The 20400-nt window shown below is 61.9% G+C and carries 13 protein-coding genes; 8 read left to right on the forward strand and 5 right to left on the reverse strand.

Going from position 1 to position 20400, the window contains the following annotated elements:
* Positions 1-63: 63 nt before the first annotated feature.
* The 6 genes from C0058_RS14490 (at position 64) to C0058_RS14515 (ending at position 12238) form a co-directional block, all read left to right on the forward strand.
* On the forward strand, positions 64-1374 hold the full coding sequence (locus tag C0058_RS14490; RefSeq protein WP_003207498.1) for an MdtA/MuxA family multidrug efflux RND transporter periplasmic adaptor subunit: 1311 nt from the start codon (positions 64-66) through the stop codon (positions 1372-1374).
* The gene (locus C0058_RS14495; RefSeq protein WP_102368882.1) at positions 1371-4472 is read left to right on the forward strand and encodes an MdtB/MuxB family multidrug efflux RND transporter permease subunit; all 3102 of its coding nucleotides are present in this window, start codon (positions 1371-1373) and stop codon (positions 4470-4472) included. The genes C0058_RS14490 and C0058_RS14495 overlap by 4 nt, the downstream gene beginning before the upstream one ends.
* On the forward strand, positions 4469-7576 hold the full coding sequence (locus C0058_RS14500; protein ID WP_003207502.1) for an efflux RND transporter permease subunit: 3108 nt from the start codon (positions 4469-4471) through the stop codon (positions 7574-7576). The genes C0058_RS14495 and C0058_RS14500 overlap by 4 nt, the downstream gene beginning before the upstream one ends.
* Entirely contained in the window at positions 7573-9051 is a 1479-nt protein-coding gene (locus C0058_RS14505; protein ID WP_003207503.1) for an efflux transporter outer membrane subunit, read from the forward strand. Before C0058_RS14500 ends, C0058_RS14505 begins: the two co-directional genes overlap by 4 nt.
* 274 nt (positions 9052-9325) lie before the next feature.
* On the forward strand, positions 9326-11419 hold the full coding sequence (locus tag C0058_RS14510) for a bifunctional diguanylate cyclase/phosphodiesterase (protein WP_003207505.1): 2094 nt from the start codon (positions 9326-9328) through the stop codon (positions 11417-11419).
* A gap of 72 nt (positions 11420-11491) precedes the next feature.
* Entirely contained in the window at positions 11492-12238 is a 747-nt protein-coding gene (locus C0058_RS14515; RefSeq protein ID WP_008435175.1) for an SDR family oxidoreductase, read from the forward strand.
* A gap of 49 nt (positions 12239-12287) precedes the next feature.
* On the opposite strand, the gene C0058_RS14520 is transcribed toward C0058_RS14515, so the two are convergent.
* From C0058_RS14520 to C0058_RS14535, 4 genes are all read right to left on the reverse strand, one after another.
* Entirely contained in the window at positions 12288-12659 is a 372-nt protein-coding gene (locus C0058_RS14520) for a hypothetical protein (protein WP_008435173.1), read from the reverse strand.
* A gap of 188 nt (positions 12660-12847) precedes the next feature.
* Positions 12848-14257, reverse strand: a complete 1410-nt coding sequence (gene mapR / locus C0058_RS14525) for a GntR family transcriptional regulator MpaR (RefSeq protein ID WP_003207510.1) — start codon at positions 14255-14257, stop codon at positions 12848-12850.
* A 170-nt stretch (positions 14258-14427) separates the two neighbouring features.
* The gene (gene ccoG, locus C0058_RS14530) at positions 14428-15843 is read right to left on the reverse strand and encodes a cytochrome c oxidase accessory protein CcoG (RefSeq protein ID WP_102368883.1); all 1416 of its coding nucleotides are present in this window, start codon (positions 15841-15843) and stop codon (positions 14428-14430) included.
* Positions 15844-16027: 184 nt separating this feature from the next.
* Positions 16028-16267, reverse strand: coding sequence for a DUF3203 family protein (locus tag C0058_RS14535; protein WP_003207514.1), 240 nt, complete (start codon positions 16265-16267; stop codon positions 16028-16030).
* A gap of 120 nt (positions 16268-16387) precedes the next feature.
* Here C0058_RS14535 and C0058_RS14540 point away from each other — a divergent pair, with 120 nt between their 5' ends.
* Positions 16388-16882, forward strand: a complete 495-nt coding sequence (locus C0058_RS14540; RefSeq protein WP_087692384.1) for an MgtC/SapB family protein — start codon at positions 16388-16390, stop codon at positions 16880-16882.
* A gap of 86 nt (positions 16883-16968) precedes the next feature.
* On the opposite strand, the gene C0058_RS14545 is transcribed toward C0058_RS14540, so the two are convergent.
* Positions 16969-17805, reverse strand: a complete 837-nt coding sequence (locus C0058_RS14545; RefSeq protein ID WP_102368884.1) for a hypothetical protein — start codon at positions 17803-17805, stop codon at positions 16969-16971.
* A 559-nt stretch (positions 17806-18364) separates the two neighbouring features.
* Here C0058_RS14545 and C0058_RS14550 point away from each other — a divergent pair.
* On the forward strand, positions 18365-20362 hold the full coding sequence (locus tag C0058_RS14550; protein WP_102368885.1) for an alpha-1,4-glucan--maltose-1-phosphate maltosyltransferase: 1998 nt from the start codon (positions 18365-18367) through the stop codon (positions 20360-20362).
* Positions 20363-20400 lie beyond the last annotated feature (38 nt).

Here is a 20400-nt window from a genome sequence, read left to right on the forward strand (position 1 = left end):
GCTTTTCTTAACGCGCCCCAGTGCTTATCTTTCAGCCTCCCGAAGAAGAAGCTCTCGCACCCAATGGTTGATCACTCCATGCAATCCACCCCTCGTCACTCCCGCCGCTGGCTGTTCGGCCTTCTCGTGCTGCTGGTCATTGCCGGCCTGTGCTGGAAGTTCTGGCCTGGCACCAGCCACAAGGACAGCGCCGAGAAGAAGCCCGCCGGGCATGCCGGCAAGTCGGGGATGATGCGCCCGGGCTTTGGGGGTTCCACTGGCCCGGTGCCGGTGCGTGTGGCGCCGGCGGTGCTGGGCGAATTCCCGGTGTACTACAAGGCGCTGGGTACGGTGACGGCACTCAACACCATCAATGTGCGCAGCCGGGTTGGCGGAGAGCTGGTCAAGATCGCCTTTGAAGAGGGGCAGATGGTCAAGGCCGGTGACCTGCTGGCGGAAATCGACCCGCGCAGTTACCAGAATGCCTTGCTCCAGGCCCAGGGCACGTTGCTGCAGAACCAGGCCCAGCTGAAAAACGCCCAGGTCGACGTGCAGCGTTATCGCGACCTGTATGCCCAGGACAGTATCGCCAAGCAGACCCTGGACACCGCCGAAGCGCTGGTGTTGCAGTACCAGGGCACGGTCAAGACCAACCAGGGCGCGGTGGATGACGCCAAGCTCAACCTCGAATTCACCAAGATCCGCGCACCGATTACCGGGCGTGTCGGCCTGCGCCAGGTGGACGTGGGCAACCTCGTCGCCGCCAACGACACCACCTTCCTGGCGGTGATCACCCAGACCCAACCCATCAGCGTGGTCTTCACGTTGCCGGAAAACACCCTGGAAACCGTGCTGGCGCGTTATCACGCCGGCAACAAGCTGCCGGTGGAAGCCTGGGACCGTGGCGATGTCGCGGTGAAAGCCACGGGCGTGCTGCAGAGCCTCGATAACCAGATCGACGTCACCACCGGCACCCTGAAATTCAAGGCGCGGTTCGATAACAAGGACCAGGCGCTGTTCCCCAACCAGTTCGTGAACGTGCACTTGCTGGCCGACACCCTGCACAACGTGGTGCTGGCGCCGTCGGCGGCGATTCAGTTCGGCAATACCGGCACCTTCGTCTACGTGCTCGATGGCGACAAGAAGGTCAAGGTGCGTCCGCTGGTGATCGGTGATTCCGACGGCGACAACACCGTGGTCAAGCAAGGCCTGGCCGCCGGCGACCGCGTGGTGCTGGAAGGCACCGACCGCCTGAAGGACGGCAGTGACATTGAAGTGGTCAACGACAGCACTGAAGTGCCGACCACGCCGACCGAACACCTCCAGGGTCAACCGGCAGCCAAGACGCAACAAGGCCCGGCTGATGCCGCCAAGGCGCAAAAGGGCGGCGCATGAACCTCTCGCGGCTGTTCATCCTTCGCCCGGTAGCCACTACCCTGAGCATGCTGGCCATTGTCCTGGCTGGCGTGATCGCTTATCGCCTGCTGCCGGTCTCGGCCTTGCCCCAGGTGGATTACCCGACCATCCGGGTGATGACCCTGTACCCCGGCGCCAGTCCGGACGTAATGACCAGCGCGGTCACGGCGCCCCTTGAGCGTCAGTTCGGGCAGATGCCCGGCCTGACCCAAATGGCGTCCACCAGCTCCGGCGGCGCCTCGGTGCTGACCCTGCGTTTCAACCTCGACATCAACATGGATGTCGCTGAGCAACAGGTGCAGGCCGCGATCAACGCCGCCACCAACCTGCTGCCCAAGGACCTGCCGGCGCCGCCGGTGTACAACAAGGTCAACCCGGCGGATACCCCGGTGCTGACCCTGGCCATCACCTCCAAGACCATGTTGCTGCCCAAGCTCAATGACCTGGTCGACACGCGCATGGCGCAGAAGATCGCGCAGATCAGCGGCGTCGGCATGGTCAGCATCGCCGGCGGCCAGCGCCAGGCGGTGCGGATCAAGGTCAACCCCGAGGCACTGGCGGCCAACGGCCTGAACCTGTCGGATGTGCGCACCCTGATCGCCGCCTCCAACGTCAACCAGCCCAAGGGTAACTTTGACGGCCCCACGCGGGTGTCGATGCTCGACGCCAACGACCAGTTGGTCTCGCCCAAGGAATACGCCGAACTGATCCTCGCCTACAACAACGGCGCGCCGTTGCGGCTCAAGGATGTGGCGCAGATCGTCGACGGCGCCGAGAACGAACGCCTCGCGGCCTGGGCCAACGAAAACCAGGCGGTCCTGCTGAACATCCAGCGCCAGCCCGGGGCCAACGTCATCGAGGTGGTGGACCGGATCAAGGCGCTGTTGCCAAGCATCACCGACAACCTGCCGGCGGGCCTGGACGTGACGGTGCTTACCGACCGTACCCAGACCATCCGGGCCTCGGTCAAGGATGTACAACACGAATTGCTGATCGCCATTGCCCTGGTGGTGATGGTGACGTTCCTGTTCCTGCGCCGCTTCAGCGCGACCATCATTCCGTCCATCGCCGTGCCGCTGTCCCTGGTGGGCACCTTCGGCGTGATGTACCTCGCCGGTTTCTCCATCAACAACCTGACGCTGATGGCGCTGACCATCGCCACCGGTTTCGTGGTGGACGACGCCATCGTGATGCTGGAGAACATTTCCCGCTACATCGAGGAAGGCGATACACCGCTCAATGCGGCGCTCAAGGGCGCCAAGCAGATCGGCTTCACCCTGATTTCCCTGACCCTGTCGCTGATCGCGGTATTGATCCCGCTGCTGTTCATGGCGGACGTGGTGGGGCGCTTGTTCCGTGAATTCGCGATCACCCTGGCGGTGGCGATCCTGATTTCCCTGGTGGTGTCCCTGACCCTGACGCCGATGATGTGCGCGCGGTTGCTCAAGCGTGAGCCGAAAGAGGAAGAGCAGGGCCGTTTCTACAAGGCCAGCGGCGCCTGGATCGACTGGCTGATCGAGGCCTACGGGCGCAAGTTGCAGTGGGTGCTCAAGCATCAGCCGCTGACCCTGCTGGTGGCCATCGCCACCCTGGGCCTGACCGTGGTGTTGTACATGGTGGTGCCCAAGGGCTTCTTCCCGGTGCAGGACACCGGCGTGATCCAGGGCATTTCCGAAGCGCCACAGTCGATTTCCTTTGCGGCGATGAGCCAGCGCCAGCAGGAACTGGCGAAGATCATCCTCGAAGACCCGGCGGTGGAGAGCCTGTCGTCCTATATCGGGGTAGACGGTGATAACGCCACCCTCAACAGTGGGCGCCTGCTGATCAACCTCAAGCCCCACGGCGAACGGGACCTGAGCGCGGCACAGATCATCACGCGCCTGCAGCCGCAACTGGACAAGCTGGTGGGGATTCGCCTGTTCATGCAGCCGGTGCAGGACCTGACCATCGAAGACCGCGTCAGCCGTACCCAGTACCAGTTCAGCATGTCCTCGCCGGACGCCGAGCTGCTGGCCTTGTGGAGTGAAAAGCTGGTACACGCCCTCAGCCAGTTGCCGGAACTCTCCGACGTCGCCAGCGACCTGCAGGACAAGGGCTTGCAGGTGTACCTGGTGATCGACCGTGACGCCGCATCGCGCCTTGGTGTGTCGGTGTCGACCATCACCGACGCGCTGTACGACGCGTTCGGCCAGCGGCAGATATCCACCATCTACACCCAGGCCAGCCAGTACCGCGTGGTATTGCAGGCCCAGTCCGGTGAAACCCTCGGCCCGGACGCCCTGAACCAGATCCATGTGAAAACCACCGACGGTGGCCAGGTGCGGCTGTCGAGCCTGGCCCATGTGGAACAGCGCCAGGCCCAGTTGGCAATCGCGCATATCGGTCAGTTCCCGGCGGTGATGATGTCGTTCAACCTGGCCCCCGGCGTGGCGCTGGGCAAGGGCGTCGACCTGATCAACCAGACCCAGAAAGACATCGGCATGCCGGTGGGCGTGCAGACCCAGTTCCAGGGCGCGGCCCAGGCATTCGAGGCTTCGCTGTCGAGTACCTTGCTGCTGATCCTGGCGGCGGTGGTGACCATGTACATCGTGCTCGGGGTGCTCTACGAGAGCTACATCCACCCGATCACCATCCTCTCGACCCTGCCGTCGGCAGCGGTGGGCGCCTTGCTGGCCTTGCTGCTCAGTGGCAACGACCTGGGGATGATCGCGATCATCGGCATCATCCTGCTGATCGGCATCGTGAAGAAGAACGCGATCATGATGATCGACTTTGCCCTCGACGCTGAGCGCAACCAGGGCCTGGACCCGCAAACCGCGATCTACCAGGCGGCGCTGTTGCGCTTCCGGCCGATCCTGATGACCACCCTGGCGGCGCTGTTCGGTGCCGTACCGTTGATGCTCGCCACCGGCTCCGGCGCCGAGTTGCGCCAGCCGCTGGGCCTGGTGATGGTGGGCGGGTTGCTGGTGAGCCAGGTGTTGACCCTGTTTACCACCCCGGTGATCTACCTGTATTTCGACCGCCTCGGCCGTCGCTGGCGCAAAGAACCCGTGCGCCTGGAGCCGGTTGAGTCATGAACCTGTCCGGACCTTTCATTCGCCGGCCGGTAGCCACCATGCTGCTGAGCCTGGCGATCATGCTGCTGGGCGGCGTCAGCTTCAACCTGTTGCCGGTGTCGCCATTGCCGCAGATCGATTTCCCGGTGATCGTGGTGTCGGCCAGCTTGCCGGGGGCCAGCCCCGAGGTGATGGCGTCTACGGTGGCCACGCCGCTGGAGCGCTCCTTCGGCGCGATTGCCGGCATTACCACCATGAGCAGTTCGTCGAGCCAGGGTTCGACCCGGGTGATCCTGGCGTTCGACTCCAATCGCGACATCAACGGCGCGGCGCGGGAAGTGCAGGCGGCGATCAACGCCTCGCGTAACCTGCTGCCAAGCGGCATGCGCAGCATGCCCACCTACAAGAAAATCAACCCGTCCCAGGCGCCCATCATGGTGCTGTCCCTGACCTCGGACGTGTTGCCCAAGGGCCAGTTGTACGACCTGGCCTCGACCATCCTGTCCCAGAGCCTGTCCCAGGTGCCGGGCGTGGGTGAAGTGCAGATCGGCGGCAGCTCGTTGCCCGCCGTGCGTATCGAACTGGAACCCAAGGCCCTCGACCAGTACGGCGTGGCCCTGGACGATGTGCGTAATACCATCGCCAATGCCAACGTGCGCCGGCCCAAGGGTTCGCTGGAGGACAGCCAGCGCAACTGGCAGATCCAGGCCAACGACCAGCTGGAAAAGGCCAAGGACTATGAACCGCTGCTGATCCGCTACCAGAATGGCGCGGCCTTGCGCCTGGGGGATGTGGCGAAGATCAGCGACGGCGTCGAGGACCGCTACAACAGCGGCTTCTTCAACAATGACTCGGCGGTGCTGCTGGTGATCAACCGCCAGTCCGGCGCCAACATCATCGAGACGGTGAAGCAGATCAAGGCACAACTGCCGGCCTTGCAGGCGGTGTTGCCGTCCAGCGTCAAGCTGAACCTGGCCATGGACCGTTCGCCGGTGATCACCGCCACCTTGCACGAAGCCGAGATGACCCTGCTGATTGCCGTGGCCCTGGTGATCCTGGTGGTGTACCTGTTCCTCGGCAACTTCCGCGCCTCGCTGATTCCCACCCTGGCGGTGCCGGTGTCGCTGGTGGGTACGTTTGCAGTGATGTACCTGTTCGGCTTTTCCCTGAACAACCTGTCGCTGATGGCGCTGATCCTCGCCACCGGCCTGGTGGTGGACGATGCCATCGTGGTGCTGGAGAACATTTCCCGGCACATCGACGAGGGTGTGCCGCCGATGAAGGCGGCGTACCTGGGGGCCCAGGAAGTCGGCTTCACCTTGCTGTCGATGAACGTCTCGCTGGTGGCGGTGTTCCTCTCGATCCTGTTCATGGGCGGTATCGTTACCAGCCTGTTCCGCGAGTTTTCCATCACCCTCGCAGCGGCGATCATCGTCTCGCTGGTGGTGTCGCTGACCCTGACCCCGATGCTCTGCGCCCGCTGGCTCAAGCCCCATGTCAAAGGCCAGGAGACAGGCTTGCAGCGCTGGAGCCAGAAGATCAACGACCGCATGGTGGCAGGCTATGCCCGCAGCCTGGACTGGGTGCTGCGCCACAAGCGCCTGACGCTGCTCAGCCTGTTGGTGACCATCGGGGTCAACGTCGCGCTGTATGTGGTGGTGCCGAAAACCTTCATGCCCCAGCAGGACACCGGGCAACTGATCGGCTTTGTGCGTGGCGACGACGGGCTGTCATTCAGTGTGATGCAGCCGAAGATGGAAATCTTCCGCAAGGCGGTCCTGCAGGACCCCGCGGTGTTGAGCGTGGCAGGCTTTATTGGCGGCAACAGCGGCACCAACAACGCGGTGATGCTGGTGCGGCTCAAGCCCATCAGCGAACGCAAGATTTCTGCCCAGGCGGTGATCGAGCGCATGCGCAAGAATGTGCCACTGGTGCCCGGCGGGCGCCTGATGCTGATGGCTGACCAGGACCTGCAATTCGGCGGCGGCCGCGACCAGACCACCTCGCAGTATTCCTACATCCTGCAAAGCGGCGACCTGGCGGCCTTGCGCCTGTGGTACCCGAAAGTGGTTGCCGCGTTGCGTGAGCTGCCGGAGCTGACCGCCATCGATGCCCGTGAAGGACGTGGGGCGGCCCAGGTGACGTTGATTGTCGACCGCGACCAGGCCAAGCGCCTGGGCATTGACATGGACATGGTCACTGCCGTGCTCAACAACGCCTACAGCCAGCGGCAGATTTCCACCATCTACGACAGCCTCAACCAGTACCAGGTGGTGATGGAGGTCAATCCGAAGTACGCCCAGGACCCGATCACCCTCAATCAGATGCAGGTGATCACGTCCACCGGTGCGCGCGTGCCGCTGTCGGCCATCGCTCACTATGAGAACAGCCTGGCGGACGACCGGGTCAGCCATGAAGGCCAGTTCGCCTCGGAAAACATTGCCTTTGATATGTCGCCCGGCGTCACGGTGGAGCAGGGCACGGCCGCCATTGAGCGGGCGATTGCCAAGGTCGGCCTGCCGGAAGAGGTGATCGCGAAGATGGCCGGTACGGCCGACGCCTTCGCCGCCACCCAGAAAGGCCAGCCGTTCATGATCCTCGGTGCACTGGTAGCGGTGTACCTGGTATTGGGGATTCTGTATGAGAGCTATATCCACCCGCTGACCATTCTGTCGACCTTGCCGTCGGCGGGGGTGGGCGCCTTGCTTTCGATTTACCTGCTGGGGGGCGAGTTCAGCCTGATCTCGCTGCTGGGGCTGTTCCTGCTGATCGGGGTGGTGAAGAAAAACGCGATCCTGATGATCGACCTTGCGCTGCAACTGGAACGCAAGGACGGCATGAGCCCGCTGGAATCGATCCGCGCCGCCTGCCTGGTGCGGCTGCGCCCGATCCTGATGACCACGCTGGCGGCGATTCTTGGCGCCGTGCCGCTGCTGCTCAGCACGGCCGAAGGCGCGGAAATGCGCCAGCCCCTGGGCCTGACGATTATCGGCGGGCTGGTGTTCAGCCAGATCCTGACCCTCTACACCACGCCTGTGGTTTACCTTTATCTCGACCGCCTGCGCCACCGTTTCAACGGTTGGCGCGGAGTGCGTACCGATGCTGCCCTGGACACTGCGCTATGACCGATTCAACGTTTCCCACCGTGCAACGTCTGGCGATGACTCGCGGCTCAAAGCTGCTGAGCCTGGCCCTGTGCGGCGTGATGCTCAGCGCCTGCGCCGTCGGCCCGGACTACAAACGCCCCGAATTGACCGAGCCTGCCCAGTACAAAGAGGCCCAGGGCTGGCGCCAGGCCGCGCCCAGCGACTCGCTGGCCCGGGGCGCCTGGTGGGAGCTGTACGGCGACAAACAACTCAATGAGCTGGTAGAAAAACTCAACAGCTCCAACCAGACCGTGGCCCAGGCCGAGGCGCGTTATCGCCAGGCCGCCTCGCAGGTGCGCAGTGCCCGTGGGGCGTTCTTCCCCACGGTTGACCTGAGTGCCTCGAAAAGCCGGGCCAGCCAGGGTACCGGCAGCAGTAACGCCAGCCTCAGCAGCTCCAGCAGCGGTATTCGCGACACCCTCAACACCCAGTTGGGCGTGAGCTGGGAAGCCGATATCTGGGGCAAACTGCGCCGGGGCCTGGAAGCCAATGAAGCCAGCGCCGAAGCCAGCGCGGCGGATCTTGCGGCGATGCGCCTGAGCCAGCAATCGGAACTGGTGCAGGATTACCTGCAACTGCGGGTCATGGACGAACAGACCCGTTTGCTGCAGGCCACGGTGGACACCTACCAGCGCTCCCTGCAGATGACCCAGAACCAATACCGCGCCGGTGTCTCGGGCAAGGACGCCATCGCCCAGGCCCAGACCCAGCTGAAAAGCACCCAGGCCAGCATGATCGACCTGATCTGGCAGCGGGCGCAGCTGGAAAACGCAATTGCCGTGCTGATCGGTGTGCCGCCGGCCAACTTCAACCTGGCGGTGAGCAAGGACATTCCGGCGCTGCCGCAGATTCCGGTGAGCCTGCCGTCGCAACTGCTGGAGCGCCGCCCGGATATCGCTCAGGCGGAGCGCTCGGTGATCGCGGCCAACGCCAACATCGGCGTGGCCAAGACCGCTTACTACCCGGACCTGACCCTGAGCCTGGCCGGCGGCTACTCCAGCAGCACCTACGCCGACTGGATCAGCCTGCCGAACCGCTTCTGGTCGGTGGGGCCGAAACTCGCCATGACCCTGTTCGACGGGGGCCAGCGTTCGGCCGAAGTTGACCGCGCCGAGGCGTCCTACGATGAAACCGTGGCCAAGTACCGCCAGACCGTACTCGACGGTTTCCGCGAGGTGGAAAACTACATGGTCCAGCTCAAGGTCCTGGAAGACGAGGCGGTCGTGAGTAACGAGGCCCTCGAAGCGGCCCGGGAATCCCTGCGCCTGACCCAGAACCAGTACAAGGCCGGGTTGATCGCCTATCTCGATGTGGTCACCGTGCAAGCCACCGCCCTGAGCAACGAGCGTACGGTGCTGACCCTGCTGCAAACCCGGCTGGTTGCCAGTGTGCAACTGATCGCTGCACTGGGCGGTGGTTGGGATGGCCAAATGCAGCTGAGCGACAAGAAGTAAACCCCGCTCTGGCTGGTGTACGGGCTTGTGTGGGAGCGGGCTTGCTCGCGAAAACGGCGGGTCAGTCAACTGTGTATGAACTGACCCGCCGCTTTCGCGGGCAAGCCCGCTCCCACAAGGGTTCTGCGGTGTTTTTGAGCCAGCGGATTGGCGTCAAATTTTGAATGATGGCTATACGACAATATTTCAGGTGTACAAGATTTATTCTCGCTACAATCCCTGACTTTTCAGCCCGGCACGGATGCCGTTCGGCCCATAGGTCACGAGAAGTCCCATGCTCACCGGTAGTTATTCCCCCGCCCTGGTCCTGATTTCCCTGTTCGTCGCGATCCTCGCATCCTATACGGCGTTGGACCTGACCGGCCGCATCGCCACTGCCAGGGGCCGCGCGGTGTACCTGTGGATGGGCGGCGGCGCGCTGGCGATGGGCGTGGGGATCTGGTCGATGCACTTTATCGGCATGCTCGCCTTCCGCCTGCCCATCAGCCTCGGCTATGACGTCGGCATCACGGCGCTGTCGTTGTTGATCGCGATCCTGTCCAGCGGTTTTGCCTTGTGGCTGGTGAGCCAGCCGCGTTTGCCGGCGTGGCAACTGGCATTTGGCGCATTGATCATGGGCGCCGGCATCAGCGCCATGCACTACACTGGCATGGCCGCCATGCGCATGACCCCCGGCATCGACTACGACCCCACGCTGTTCACCGCCTCGTTGCTGATTGCCGTGGGTGCGTCGGCGGCGGCGTTGTGGATTGCCTTCAACCTGCGGCGCAACACGCCGTATGTGCGGTTGGCCCGAGGCGGGGCGGCGATGGTGATGGGCGTGGCGATTGTCGGCATGCACTACACCGGCATGGCCGCCGCGCGTTTCGCCGATGGCAGCTTCTGCGGCGCGGCCCTGGACGGCTTGAGTGGCAAGGGCCTGGATAACCTGGTGCTGGTTACCACCCTGGCAGTGTTGATCATCGCGCTGCTGACCTCCCTGGCCGACGCCCGCCTGGAAGCCCGCACCGCGGTGTTGGCCGACTCCCTGACCCAGGCCAACCAGGAACTCACCCACCTGGCCCTGCACGACATGCTCACCGGCTTGCCCAATCGCACCCTGCTCGCCGACCGGATCCAGCAGGCGATACAGCGGGTGAACGAAGAGGGCGGCTGCTTCGCGCTGATGTTTATCGACCTGGACGGCTTCAAGCCGGTGAATGACGCTTTTGGTCACCACATGGGCGACCAGCTGTTGCAGCAAGTCGGCCTGCGCCTGCGCGAAGACTTGCGCAGCCAGGACACCCTGGCCCGCATCGGCGGTGACGAGTTTGTATTGCTGGTGCAATTGGGCCAGCCCGACGATGCGTTACGCCTGGCCGAGCGCCAGGTGGGCATGATCAACCAGGCCTTCCACGTCGCCGAGCATGAGCTGAAAATCTCCGCCAGCATCGGCATCGCACTGTTCCCCGGCAACGGCGCCACGCCCCAGGAACTGCTGATGAACGCCGACGCGGCGATGTATCACGCCAAGGGCATGGGCAAGAACGGCTACAGCTTTTTCGACGTGTCGATGAACACCAATGCGCGCAAGCAACTGCAACTGCTGCAGGACTTGCGCAATGCCGTGGAGCACGAGCAGTTCCGGCTTTATTACCAGCCCAAGTTCGACGCCATCAGCGGCCGCCCGGTCGGTGCCGAGGCGCTGCTGCGCTGGGAGCACCCGCAACAAGGCCTGTTGTTGCCGGACAAGTTTATCGAGCTGGCGGAAAAGACCGGGCTGATCATCCCCATCGGCGAATGGGTACTCAACGAAGCCTGCCGCCAGATGCAGGTGTGGTATGCCCAGGGCTATCACGACTGGCGCATTGCCGTGAACCTGTCGGCGTTGCAGTTCTGCCACGCCGGGCTGGTCAAGAGTGTCGCCGCTGCCCTGGAACGCCACCGCTTGCCAGCCAACAGCCTGACCCTGGAAATCACCGAAACCACCGCCATGAGCGATGCCGACGCGAGCATGACGGTGTTGCAGAAGCTTTCGGACATGGGCGTCGACCTGTCCATCGACGACTTCGGTACCGGCTATTCGAGCCTGATGTACCTCAAGCGCCTGCCGGCCAATGAGTTGAAGATCGACCGGGGCTTCGTGCGTGACCTGGAGCACGACAGCGACGACGCCGCTATCGTCTCGGCCATCGTCGCCCTCGGTCAGGCCCTGGGCCTGCGCATTGTGGCCGAGGGTGTAGAGACCGACTCACAGCAGAGCTTCCTCACCCGGCTGGGCTGCGATTCGCTTCAGGGGTATCTGCTGGGGCATCCGTTGCCGGCCGAGGGTTTCATGGCCGACATCCAGCGCGCCGAGCAGGTGGTGAGTGTGCATTCGGTGATGTGAGCCCATGCAAAACCTGCAGGGCGCAGGTAGTATTGGATCCATCAGCTCACGTTGAACCAGGAGACCTTACACATGGACAAAGTCGTCGTCATCACCGGTGGCAGTCGTGGGATCGGCGCCGCCACGGCGCTGCTGGCCGCCGCCCAGGGCTATCGCATCTGTATCAATTACCAGGCCGATGAAGACGCCGCCCACCGCGTACTTGAGCAAGTGCGTGCCCTCGGCGCCCAAGCGATTGCCGTGCGGGCTGATGTCAGCATCGAAGACGAAGTGATTGGCCTGTTCCACCGGGTCGATACCGAACTGGGCCGGGTGACGGCACTGGTCAACAACGCAGGTACCGTCGGGCACAAGTCGCGGGTCGATGAGATGTCCGAGTTCCGCATTCTGAAGACCCTCAGGACCAATGTGTTGGGGCCGATCCTGTGTGCCAAGCATGCGCTGCTGCGCATGTCGCCCAAGCATGGCGGGCAGGGCGGCAGCATCGTCAACGTTTCATCGGCCGCCGCGCGGTTGGGCTCGCCGGGGGAGTATGTGGATTACGCCGCGTCCAAGGGCGCGCTGGATACCTTCACTCTCGGGCTCTCCAAGGAAGTGGCGGGCGAGGGGATCCGGGTCAATGGCGTGCGTCCCGGGTTTATTTTCACCGACTTCCACGCCCTGAGCGGCGACCCGGATCGGGTCAGCAAGCTTGAACCGGGCATCCCCATGGCCCGTGGCGGGCGTGCAGAGGAAGTCGCGGAAGGGATTATCTGGCTGCTCTCGGACAAGGCGTCCTATGCGACGGGAACCTTTCTTGACCTGGCGGGCGGTCGGTAGTTTTGTACCGCCTGTGGCGAGGGGCACGCCGCTCGCCACAGCCCAGGTATCAGGCGCCGCGCAGCGCTTCATAGCCCCTGAGGGAAAACGCCTTGAGCAGGCTGGCCTCCGAGTCTGGATGAATGGCGTAGCCGTGATTCGAAAAACCGTCCAGGACACCGTTGCGGCTATGGCTGGCGCTTAATTTGAGATCGTCCACATTGTCGATAAATCGCAGTACCTTATCCAGGTTGTAGGTGGCGTCGGCGCGAGAGTCCGGGTCTTGGTTGGCCGCGCTCCAGTCACCCACCTGGCGCTTCAGGTCATCGCTCACTTCGTAGTGGTCGCGGTTATCCAGGAAGTTCTTCAGCACAGGGCTTTGTTCGGTAATCTGGTCACTTGATCGATGATCTCCCGCGGGGCGCCCGGTAGCGCCTGTCATTTCGCGCACCTGTTGCTGCTCTGCGGCACGCATATAGTGGGGAGGAACGGGAAGGGGTCGCAGGCCGGCAGCTGAAGAAATAGTCATAAGGCATCTCTGATGTGAACCAAGTGAATGCGCTCTTTCTATCGTAAGAAATAGCGCACTCCTGTGTGGTTCTTAGCCCGGCTACGGTTCCCATCCGTAGGTTAAAACGACCGCACAATCTTCCCCAGCGTCTCCATCGCCTTCTCACACGACTCATCCCACGGGCTGCCGTAGTTCAAGCGAATGCAGTTCCTGAAGCGCTGTGTCGGCGAGAAGATCGGTCCCGGTGCGATGCTGATGCCCTGGGCCAGCGCCATCTGGAACAACTTCAACGAGTCGGTTTGTTCCGGCAATTCCAGCCACAGGAAGTAGCCGCCGGCAGGCTGGCTGACCCGTGTCTGCGCCGGGAAATAGCGCGCGATGGCGGCGAGCATGGCGCTTTGCTGTTCTTCCAGCGCGTAACGCAATTTACGCAGGTGCCGGTCGTACCCGCCGTGTTGCAGGTAATCGGCAATCGCCGCCTGGGCGGGCATCGAGGCACACAGCGACGTCATCAATTTCAGCCGCTCGATCTTCTGCGCATAACGTCCGGCGGCGACCCAGCCGATGCGGTAGCCCGGAGCCAGGCTCTTGGCGAACGAGCCGCAATGCATCACCAGGCCTTCTGTGTCGAACGCCTTCGCCGGTTTGGGCGCCTGTTGACCGTAGTACAACTCGGCGTACACGTCGTCTTCGATCAGCGGCACCTGGTGGCTGCGCAGTAACTCCACCAGTTCCTGTTTCCGGGCCTCGGGCATGGTTGCGCCCATCGGGTTCTGGAAACTGGTCATGCACCAGCAGGCCTTGATCGGGTAGCGCTCCAGGCTTTGCGCCAGCACCTTGAGGTCGATGCCATCGCGCGGGTGTACGGGGATTTCCACCGCCTTGAGTTTCAGGCGCTCGAGGATTTGCAGGCTGGCGTAGAACGCCGGTGCTTCGATGGCCACCAGGTCGCCCGGCTCGGTCACGGCTTGCAGGCACAGGTTCAGTGCTTCAAGGGCGCCGTTGGTGATCAACAGTTCTTCCATGGGCAGCATCAGCCCGCCCACCATGTAGCGCAAGGCAATTTGCCGGCGCAGTTGCGGGTTGCCCGGCGACATGTCGGTGACCACCATGCGCGGGTCCATTTCCCGGCTGGCGCTGGCCAGGGAACGGGCCAGGCGTTGCAGCGGGAACAGCGTCGGGCTGGGGAAGGCCGAGCCGAAGGGCACGGTTTGCGGGTCCTTGATGGAATCGAGCACCGAGAACACCAATTCGCTGACGTCCACCTCGGTGGACTCGTGCACATGGGCACTCACCACCGGCTCGGAAAACGGGCTGGGCGCATGGGTGTTGACGAAGTACCCGGAGCGCGGCCGGGCGCGGATCAGCCCGCGTCGCTCCAGCAGGTAGTAGGCCTGGAACACCGTGGACGGGCTGACACCGTAGGTCTGGCTGGCATAACGCACCGAAGGCACGCGCTGGCCGGGCCCGAGCACGCCGGAGCGGATCAGTTCTGCGATGTCGTCGGCGAATTTTTCGTAGCGTTTCATTGGGGCTCAGTGCTTTGAACAGATTTTGCTGATTGAACACAGATCAAACGGTGGGAGCGGGCTTGCTCGCGAAAGCAATCTTTCAGTTGATGTATCCATTGACTGGCACACCGCTTTCGCGAGCAAGCCCGCTCCCACATTTGATCTCCAGTGTTGCTGAAAGCTTGGGCTCAGCGATTCAATGGCGCCACAAACCGGCTGTCCGCCGCGCTGTAAATCCACGGCTCATCCACATCCGAGACCTTGAAGCGGATCGTCTGCGAACTGCTGGCTGGCTTCTCTGCGGTCATCGCCACCGACACCGGCACATCGGTAATCTCACCTGGTGCCAGGCTGATCTCGGTCTTGCCCTGCAGCTGGAAGCCGTCGCCGTCCATCAGCTCCAGGCGGTAATCCTGGCGCTGCTGGGTCTTGTTGATGACTTTGAGGCTGTAGATGTTCTCGATCAAGCCGTCACTGTTCTCGCGGAACATCCCCCGGTCCTTGGTCACGTCCAGCGACACCATCGGGCGTTCCACCAGCGCCACCACCAGCGCGCCGATCATCACCAGCAGCACGGCACTGTAGCCGATCAGGCGTGGCCTGAGCAGATGGGTCTTGCCACCTTGCAACTGATGCTCCGAGGTGTAGCTGACCAGGCCGCGGGCATAGCCCATTTTATCCATGATCGAATCACAGGCATCGATACACGCGGCGCAGCCGATGCATTCCATTTGCAGGCCGTCACGGATGTCGATGCCGGTGGGGCATACCTGCACGCACAGCTGGCAGTCGATGCAATCACCCAGGCCGACGTCCGCCGGTTGCACGTCTCGTTTGCGCGGGCCACGGTTCTCGCCGCGGGCTACGTCGTAGGAAATGGTCAGGGTGTCCTTGTCGAACATCACACTCTGGAACCGTGCATACGGGCACATGTGCATGCACACCGCTTCACGTAGCCAGCCGGCGTTGATGTAGGTGGCGCCGGTAAAGAACAGCACCCAGAACAGGCTTACGCCACCCATCTGCCAGGTCAGCAGCTCCTCGGCCAGCGGCCGGATCGGCGTGAAGTAGCCGACAAATGTCAGCCCGGTCAGCACGCTGATCCCCAGCCACAGCGTGTGCTTGGCCGAGCGCCGCGCCAGCTTGTCCAGGCTCCAGGGCGCAGCTTGCAGCTTGATGCGTTGGTTTCGCTCGCCTTCAGTGACCTTTTCGCACCACATGAACAACCAGGTAAACGAGCTTTGCGGGCAGGTATAGCCACACCACACACGCCCTGCGAATACGGTAATGGCGAACAGGCCGAACGCGCAGATGATCAACAGCGCCGACAGTAGGATGAAATCCTGGGGCCAGAACGTGGCACCGAAGATGTGGAATTTGCTTTCAGCCAGGTCCCATAACACCGCCTGCCGTCCGCCCCAGTTCAGCCACACGGTGCCGAAAAATGCCATGAACAGAAAGCCTGCGCCGGCCACGCGCAAGGTACGGAACAGGCCGGTAAAACTGCGGGTGTGAATCAGGTGGTCGCTGGATTTGGCCTTCATCTTCTTTGGATGTGCAGGCTCTAACACTTCTACGGTTCGGACGGGGATTCTATCGCTCATGGTCTTTCGCTCATCAGCCTCCATCAGGCAGATGAACTATGACCGGCGCTCTGTTTGCATAACAGACTCAGGTATGGCGATAAAAAGCGGATCAGATGGGCCGCCCGTGCATGCCTGCGACAATGTGCTGCACCCGGTGGTGCGCGGGGTGCAGCGCTTTTGAGGCGGGGCTGATCCAGGTCAATCAAATCACCGAATCACCGTCGGTAGCTTTCAAGTGCTTACGGCCGTCTTTGGCACCCGCTACGGTCAATGCGTCGGCTTCGGCTTCGGTGATATAGGTGCGGTCACCGTTCAGCTTCACGAACGACATGGATTTCTCGCTGTCGGTTTCGACCGTGACATGGGTGGCTTCCAGTTGTTTCTCGTGGCCGTCCACATCGACGGTGAAGAAACATTGCTGACCTTCGATACGTACGGGCATATCGATCTCCTTTTTGTGGGCTATTACTGATTAGGGTGGGATGCGCAGGCAATGGTTCTGCGCAACTGACTGACGGTCGATGCTGTCCATGTTCTATCGACCCCCAACAAGGAAACGTCCATGGACGCCTGGTGGCATGAAGTCTGGGTAACCCTGCAAGCGGAATTTGCCGATATCGGCGATGCCCGGCAACTCACGCAAATCACCGTTCGGCTGCTGATTGCCGCGATATTGGGCGGGATCCTGGGTTACGAGCGCGAACAGAAAGGCAAGGCCGCCGGGGTACGCACCCACATGCTCGTGGCCCTGGGCGCCGCGCTGTTCGTGTTGGTGCCGAGCATGTCCGGCTCCCAGGCAGACGCCATGAGCCGTGTGCTGCAGGGCGTGATAGCGGGTATCGGCTTTCTTGGTGCTGGCACCATCCTCAAGGGCAAGGAAGACGAAGAGGGTCAGCACGTCAAAGGGCTGACCACCGCCGCCGGCTTGTGGATGACCGCCGCCATTGGGGTGGCGGCGGGAATGGGGCGGGAATCCACGGCGGTACTCAGCACGTTGTTGGCTTTGGCGGTGTTCAGTGTGATGCCAAGAATCGTCAGGCTATTGGAAAAGAATTAGTCGCCGTATTTTTCATCAGGTCGCGCGTGAATGGGCTGACAGCGTGATATCGAGGCGTGTGCAACTTCACGCTCCTGCTGGACTGATCACTGTACCGGAATGGTGATTTGATCTTCTTTGTGATACGCGAATATGCGTTGGTCTTGAGCGAGCAAGTCAACACGAACCACCGGAAGCAGGCGCTGCGTATAGCCGTAATACTCGCGCTGAAGTTTCTTGGCCGCATCTCTTCCTGGCAAGTTGGCAGCGTTATAGAAGAAAGCCTGGAAGGGGACTTTATCAATCTCGGACACTGTCCAGGCTGAGGTGACGACTTCATTCCAATCTTCAATATAGTTTGCCGGCATCAGTTTTCTGACAGTGATGCTTAGAGAAAACTGCTGCACCGATCCACGAAACGCACACATAAAAAAATAAGCCGGTTTGACTTTGTTGAAGTGGGCCAGCCAGGTGTGGCCATCCACCACGCCTTGGTCATCGCAGTGCCGGCTCCATTCACGCTGGTAGCCTGGCAGCTCCCTGGAAGTTTCGCCGCATCCATCCGGGCGGTCACCTGTCGCACCATTGGTGGGAAAAGAGCAGCGCACGCTGATTGGGCCCGCTGCGGTGGAGGGCAATGCCGACATTATTACGCCAGCGTCCCGTGCAAACAGCTTCCTGATACCCAGGTCGGCTCGCAGGTAAGAGAATGCGGCGGCATTGCGCTCAAGCTCGCCGGGCGATGCTATGAGGCTGTCAGTGACGCGAATAAGCACCCCATTGCAGTGATACAGGGCCAGGCCATCGGCACACTGAGCAGCGGTGTCCTGGTAGCGGTTGTTTAATTTGCTTGCGATTTCCGTATCGAACGGGCCGGAGGGTTCGGTGGTGCAGGCGGTCAAGGTGCAAAGGAAAAGCAGCAGGTAGGCGGCTGTTCTTTTCATGAGGTATCTCCGAGAGGTTTTATTGTTCTGTTGTTCGCGCGTCGCGCACTTTGATCATGGGCGGCGTTCGTCTCGGCTGATACTGTCGGTTTTGACAGTTCTTTATAATTTTTTGTGAATGAAGTTGCAGCTTATAGATTCAAGTAAACGCGGAAGCCTGAAGCTTCCGCTTTTTACTTCCTGTGATCGGTCTCTTCAGACAATCACCGGAGGCATGGTCGTCGGTGGTTCCTCCACCGGTGGTGGCTGTGTGCCTGGCGGTTCCTGCTCGGGAACCGGGTCGGGTTCGGTCGGCGGTAATGTGGGCTTATCTATATTGGGATCAGGCGTTTCAGCCGGAATAGGGATATTCATCGGTGTGGCCTCCTTTGTGCTTTGCTCTATCGGTGGACAATCGCGTGGTGGATTTGATTCCCCGCCCGATGGCGGGATATCCGCCTGAACTTTTCACTCGTCGGCATGCTCGGAACCTAGACGGCCCTACTCAGGGAGAGTGGCGTCGTTTCAGAATTTGAATCAAGCACAAGAGCGTCCACTGGGCGTTAAGGGGAGATGCTCGATGACTGCTGAAACACTGACTCAAGACGATTCAACCTCCACATTACCGCTGTCCCAGGCACTGTTGCTGCCAAGGATCGCGATTGAAAGCACGACCCCGGTGATCGATGGCGGCGAGTTCGCCGTCAAGGCTGTGGTTGGCCAGCGCGTGCAGGTTGCCAGCAAGGTGTTCGCTGATGGCCACGACAAGCTTGCGGTGATGATCCGCTGGCGCCCGCGCAGTGAAGAAAGCTGGCACAGCGTGGTGATGACCGATGTCGGCAACAACGGCTGGGAAGGCGCATTCACCGTGACCGCCCAGGGCCCGCATGAGTATTGCATCGAAGCCTGGATCGACACGTTTGCCAGCTTTCGCTACGAACTGAGCAAGAAACACGAGGCCGGGGTGCCGGTCAGCCTGGAGTTGCAGGAAGGTCGCGGTCAGGTCTTGCAAGCCGCCGAGCGCAGTGACAATGAGCTGCGTGACCGCTTGATGTTGCTGCACCACGAACTCTCCGGTTTGCTGGAAACCGAGCAGGTCGCGTTGTTCCTGCACGAAGACAGTGCACACCTGATGACCCAGGCCGATCACCGCGCCTATTTGAGCATCAGCCCGGTGTACCCGATTGATGTAGAGCGCGAGGCTGCGCAATTTGCCAGCTGGTACGAGTTGTTTCCCCGCTCGATCACCGACGATCCCGCCCGCCATGGCACATTCAACGATGTGCACTCACGGCTGTCGATGATCCACGACATGGGCTTTGACGTGCTGTACTTCCCGCCGATCCATCCGATCGGTCGCAGCCACCGCAAGGGCAAGAACAATTCCCTGACCGCCGGGCCGGACGACCCGGGCAGCCCGTATGCCATCGGCAGCGAAGAGGGCGGCCACGAGGCGATCCATTCGCAGTTGGGCACCCGTGAGGATTTCCGCAACCTGGTCAAGGCCGCCGCCGACCATGGACTGGAAATCGCGCTGGATTTTGCCATCCAGTGCTCCCAGGACCACCCGTGGCTCAAACAGCATCCGGGCTGGTTCAACTGGCGGCCCGACGGCACGATCAAATACGCCGAGAACCCGCCGAAGAAATACCAGGACATCGTCAACGTCGACTTCTATGCGGCCGACGCGATTCCCAGCCTGTGGGTCGAGTTGCGCGACATCGTGGTCGGTTGGGTGGAAGAGGGCGTGAAGACCTTTCGCGTCGACAACCCCCACACCAAGCCGCTGCCGTTCTGGCAATGGCTGATCAGCGATGTGCGTTCTAAATACCCCGAAGTGATCTTCCTCGCCGAAGCCTTCACCACCCCGGCGATGATGGCGCGCCTGGGCAAGGTTGGTTACTCCCAGAGCTACACCTACTTCACCTGGCGCAACACCAAGGCCGAGTTGAGCGAGTACCTGAGCGAACTGAACGAGTCGCCGTGGCGCGAGTGCTTCCGGCCGAACTTCTTCGTCAACACCCCGGACATCAACCCCGGCTTCCTGCATGAATCCGGCCGCGCCGGCTTCTTGATCCGCGCCGCGTTGGCCACCATGGGCTCAGGCCTGTGGGGCATGTACTCGGGTTTTGAACTGTGCGAAGCGGCACCGGTGCCGGGCAAGGAAGAGTACCTGGACTCGGAGAAGTACGAGATCCGCCCACGAGACTTCACGGCGCCGGGCAACATCATTGCCGAGATCGCCCAGCTCAACCGCATCCGCCGGCAGAACCCGGCCTTGCAGACGCACCTGGGGCTCAAACTCTACAACGCGTGGAACGACAACATCCTGTACTTCGGCAAACGCAGCGAGGATGGCAGCAACTTTATCCTGGTGGCCGTGAGTCTCGACCCGTTCAACGCCCAGGAGGCCAATTTCGAGTTGCCGCTGTGGGAGCTGGGCTTGCCGGACGATGCCCAGACCCAGGGCGAAGACCTGATGACCGGCCACCGCTGGACCTGGTACGGCAAGACCCAGTGGATGCGCATCGAACCGTGGCATCAGCCATTCGGCATCTGGCGCATTACCGTAAGTTGAGATCGTTCCCACGCTCCGCGTGGGAATGCAGCCCCGGA

This window comes from Pseudomonas sp. NC02, from assembly GCF_002874965.1.
GTDB lineage: Bacteria > Pseudomonadota > Gammaproteobacteria > Pseudomonadales > Pseudomonadaceae > Aquipseudomonas.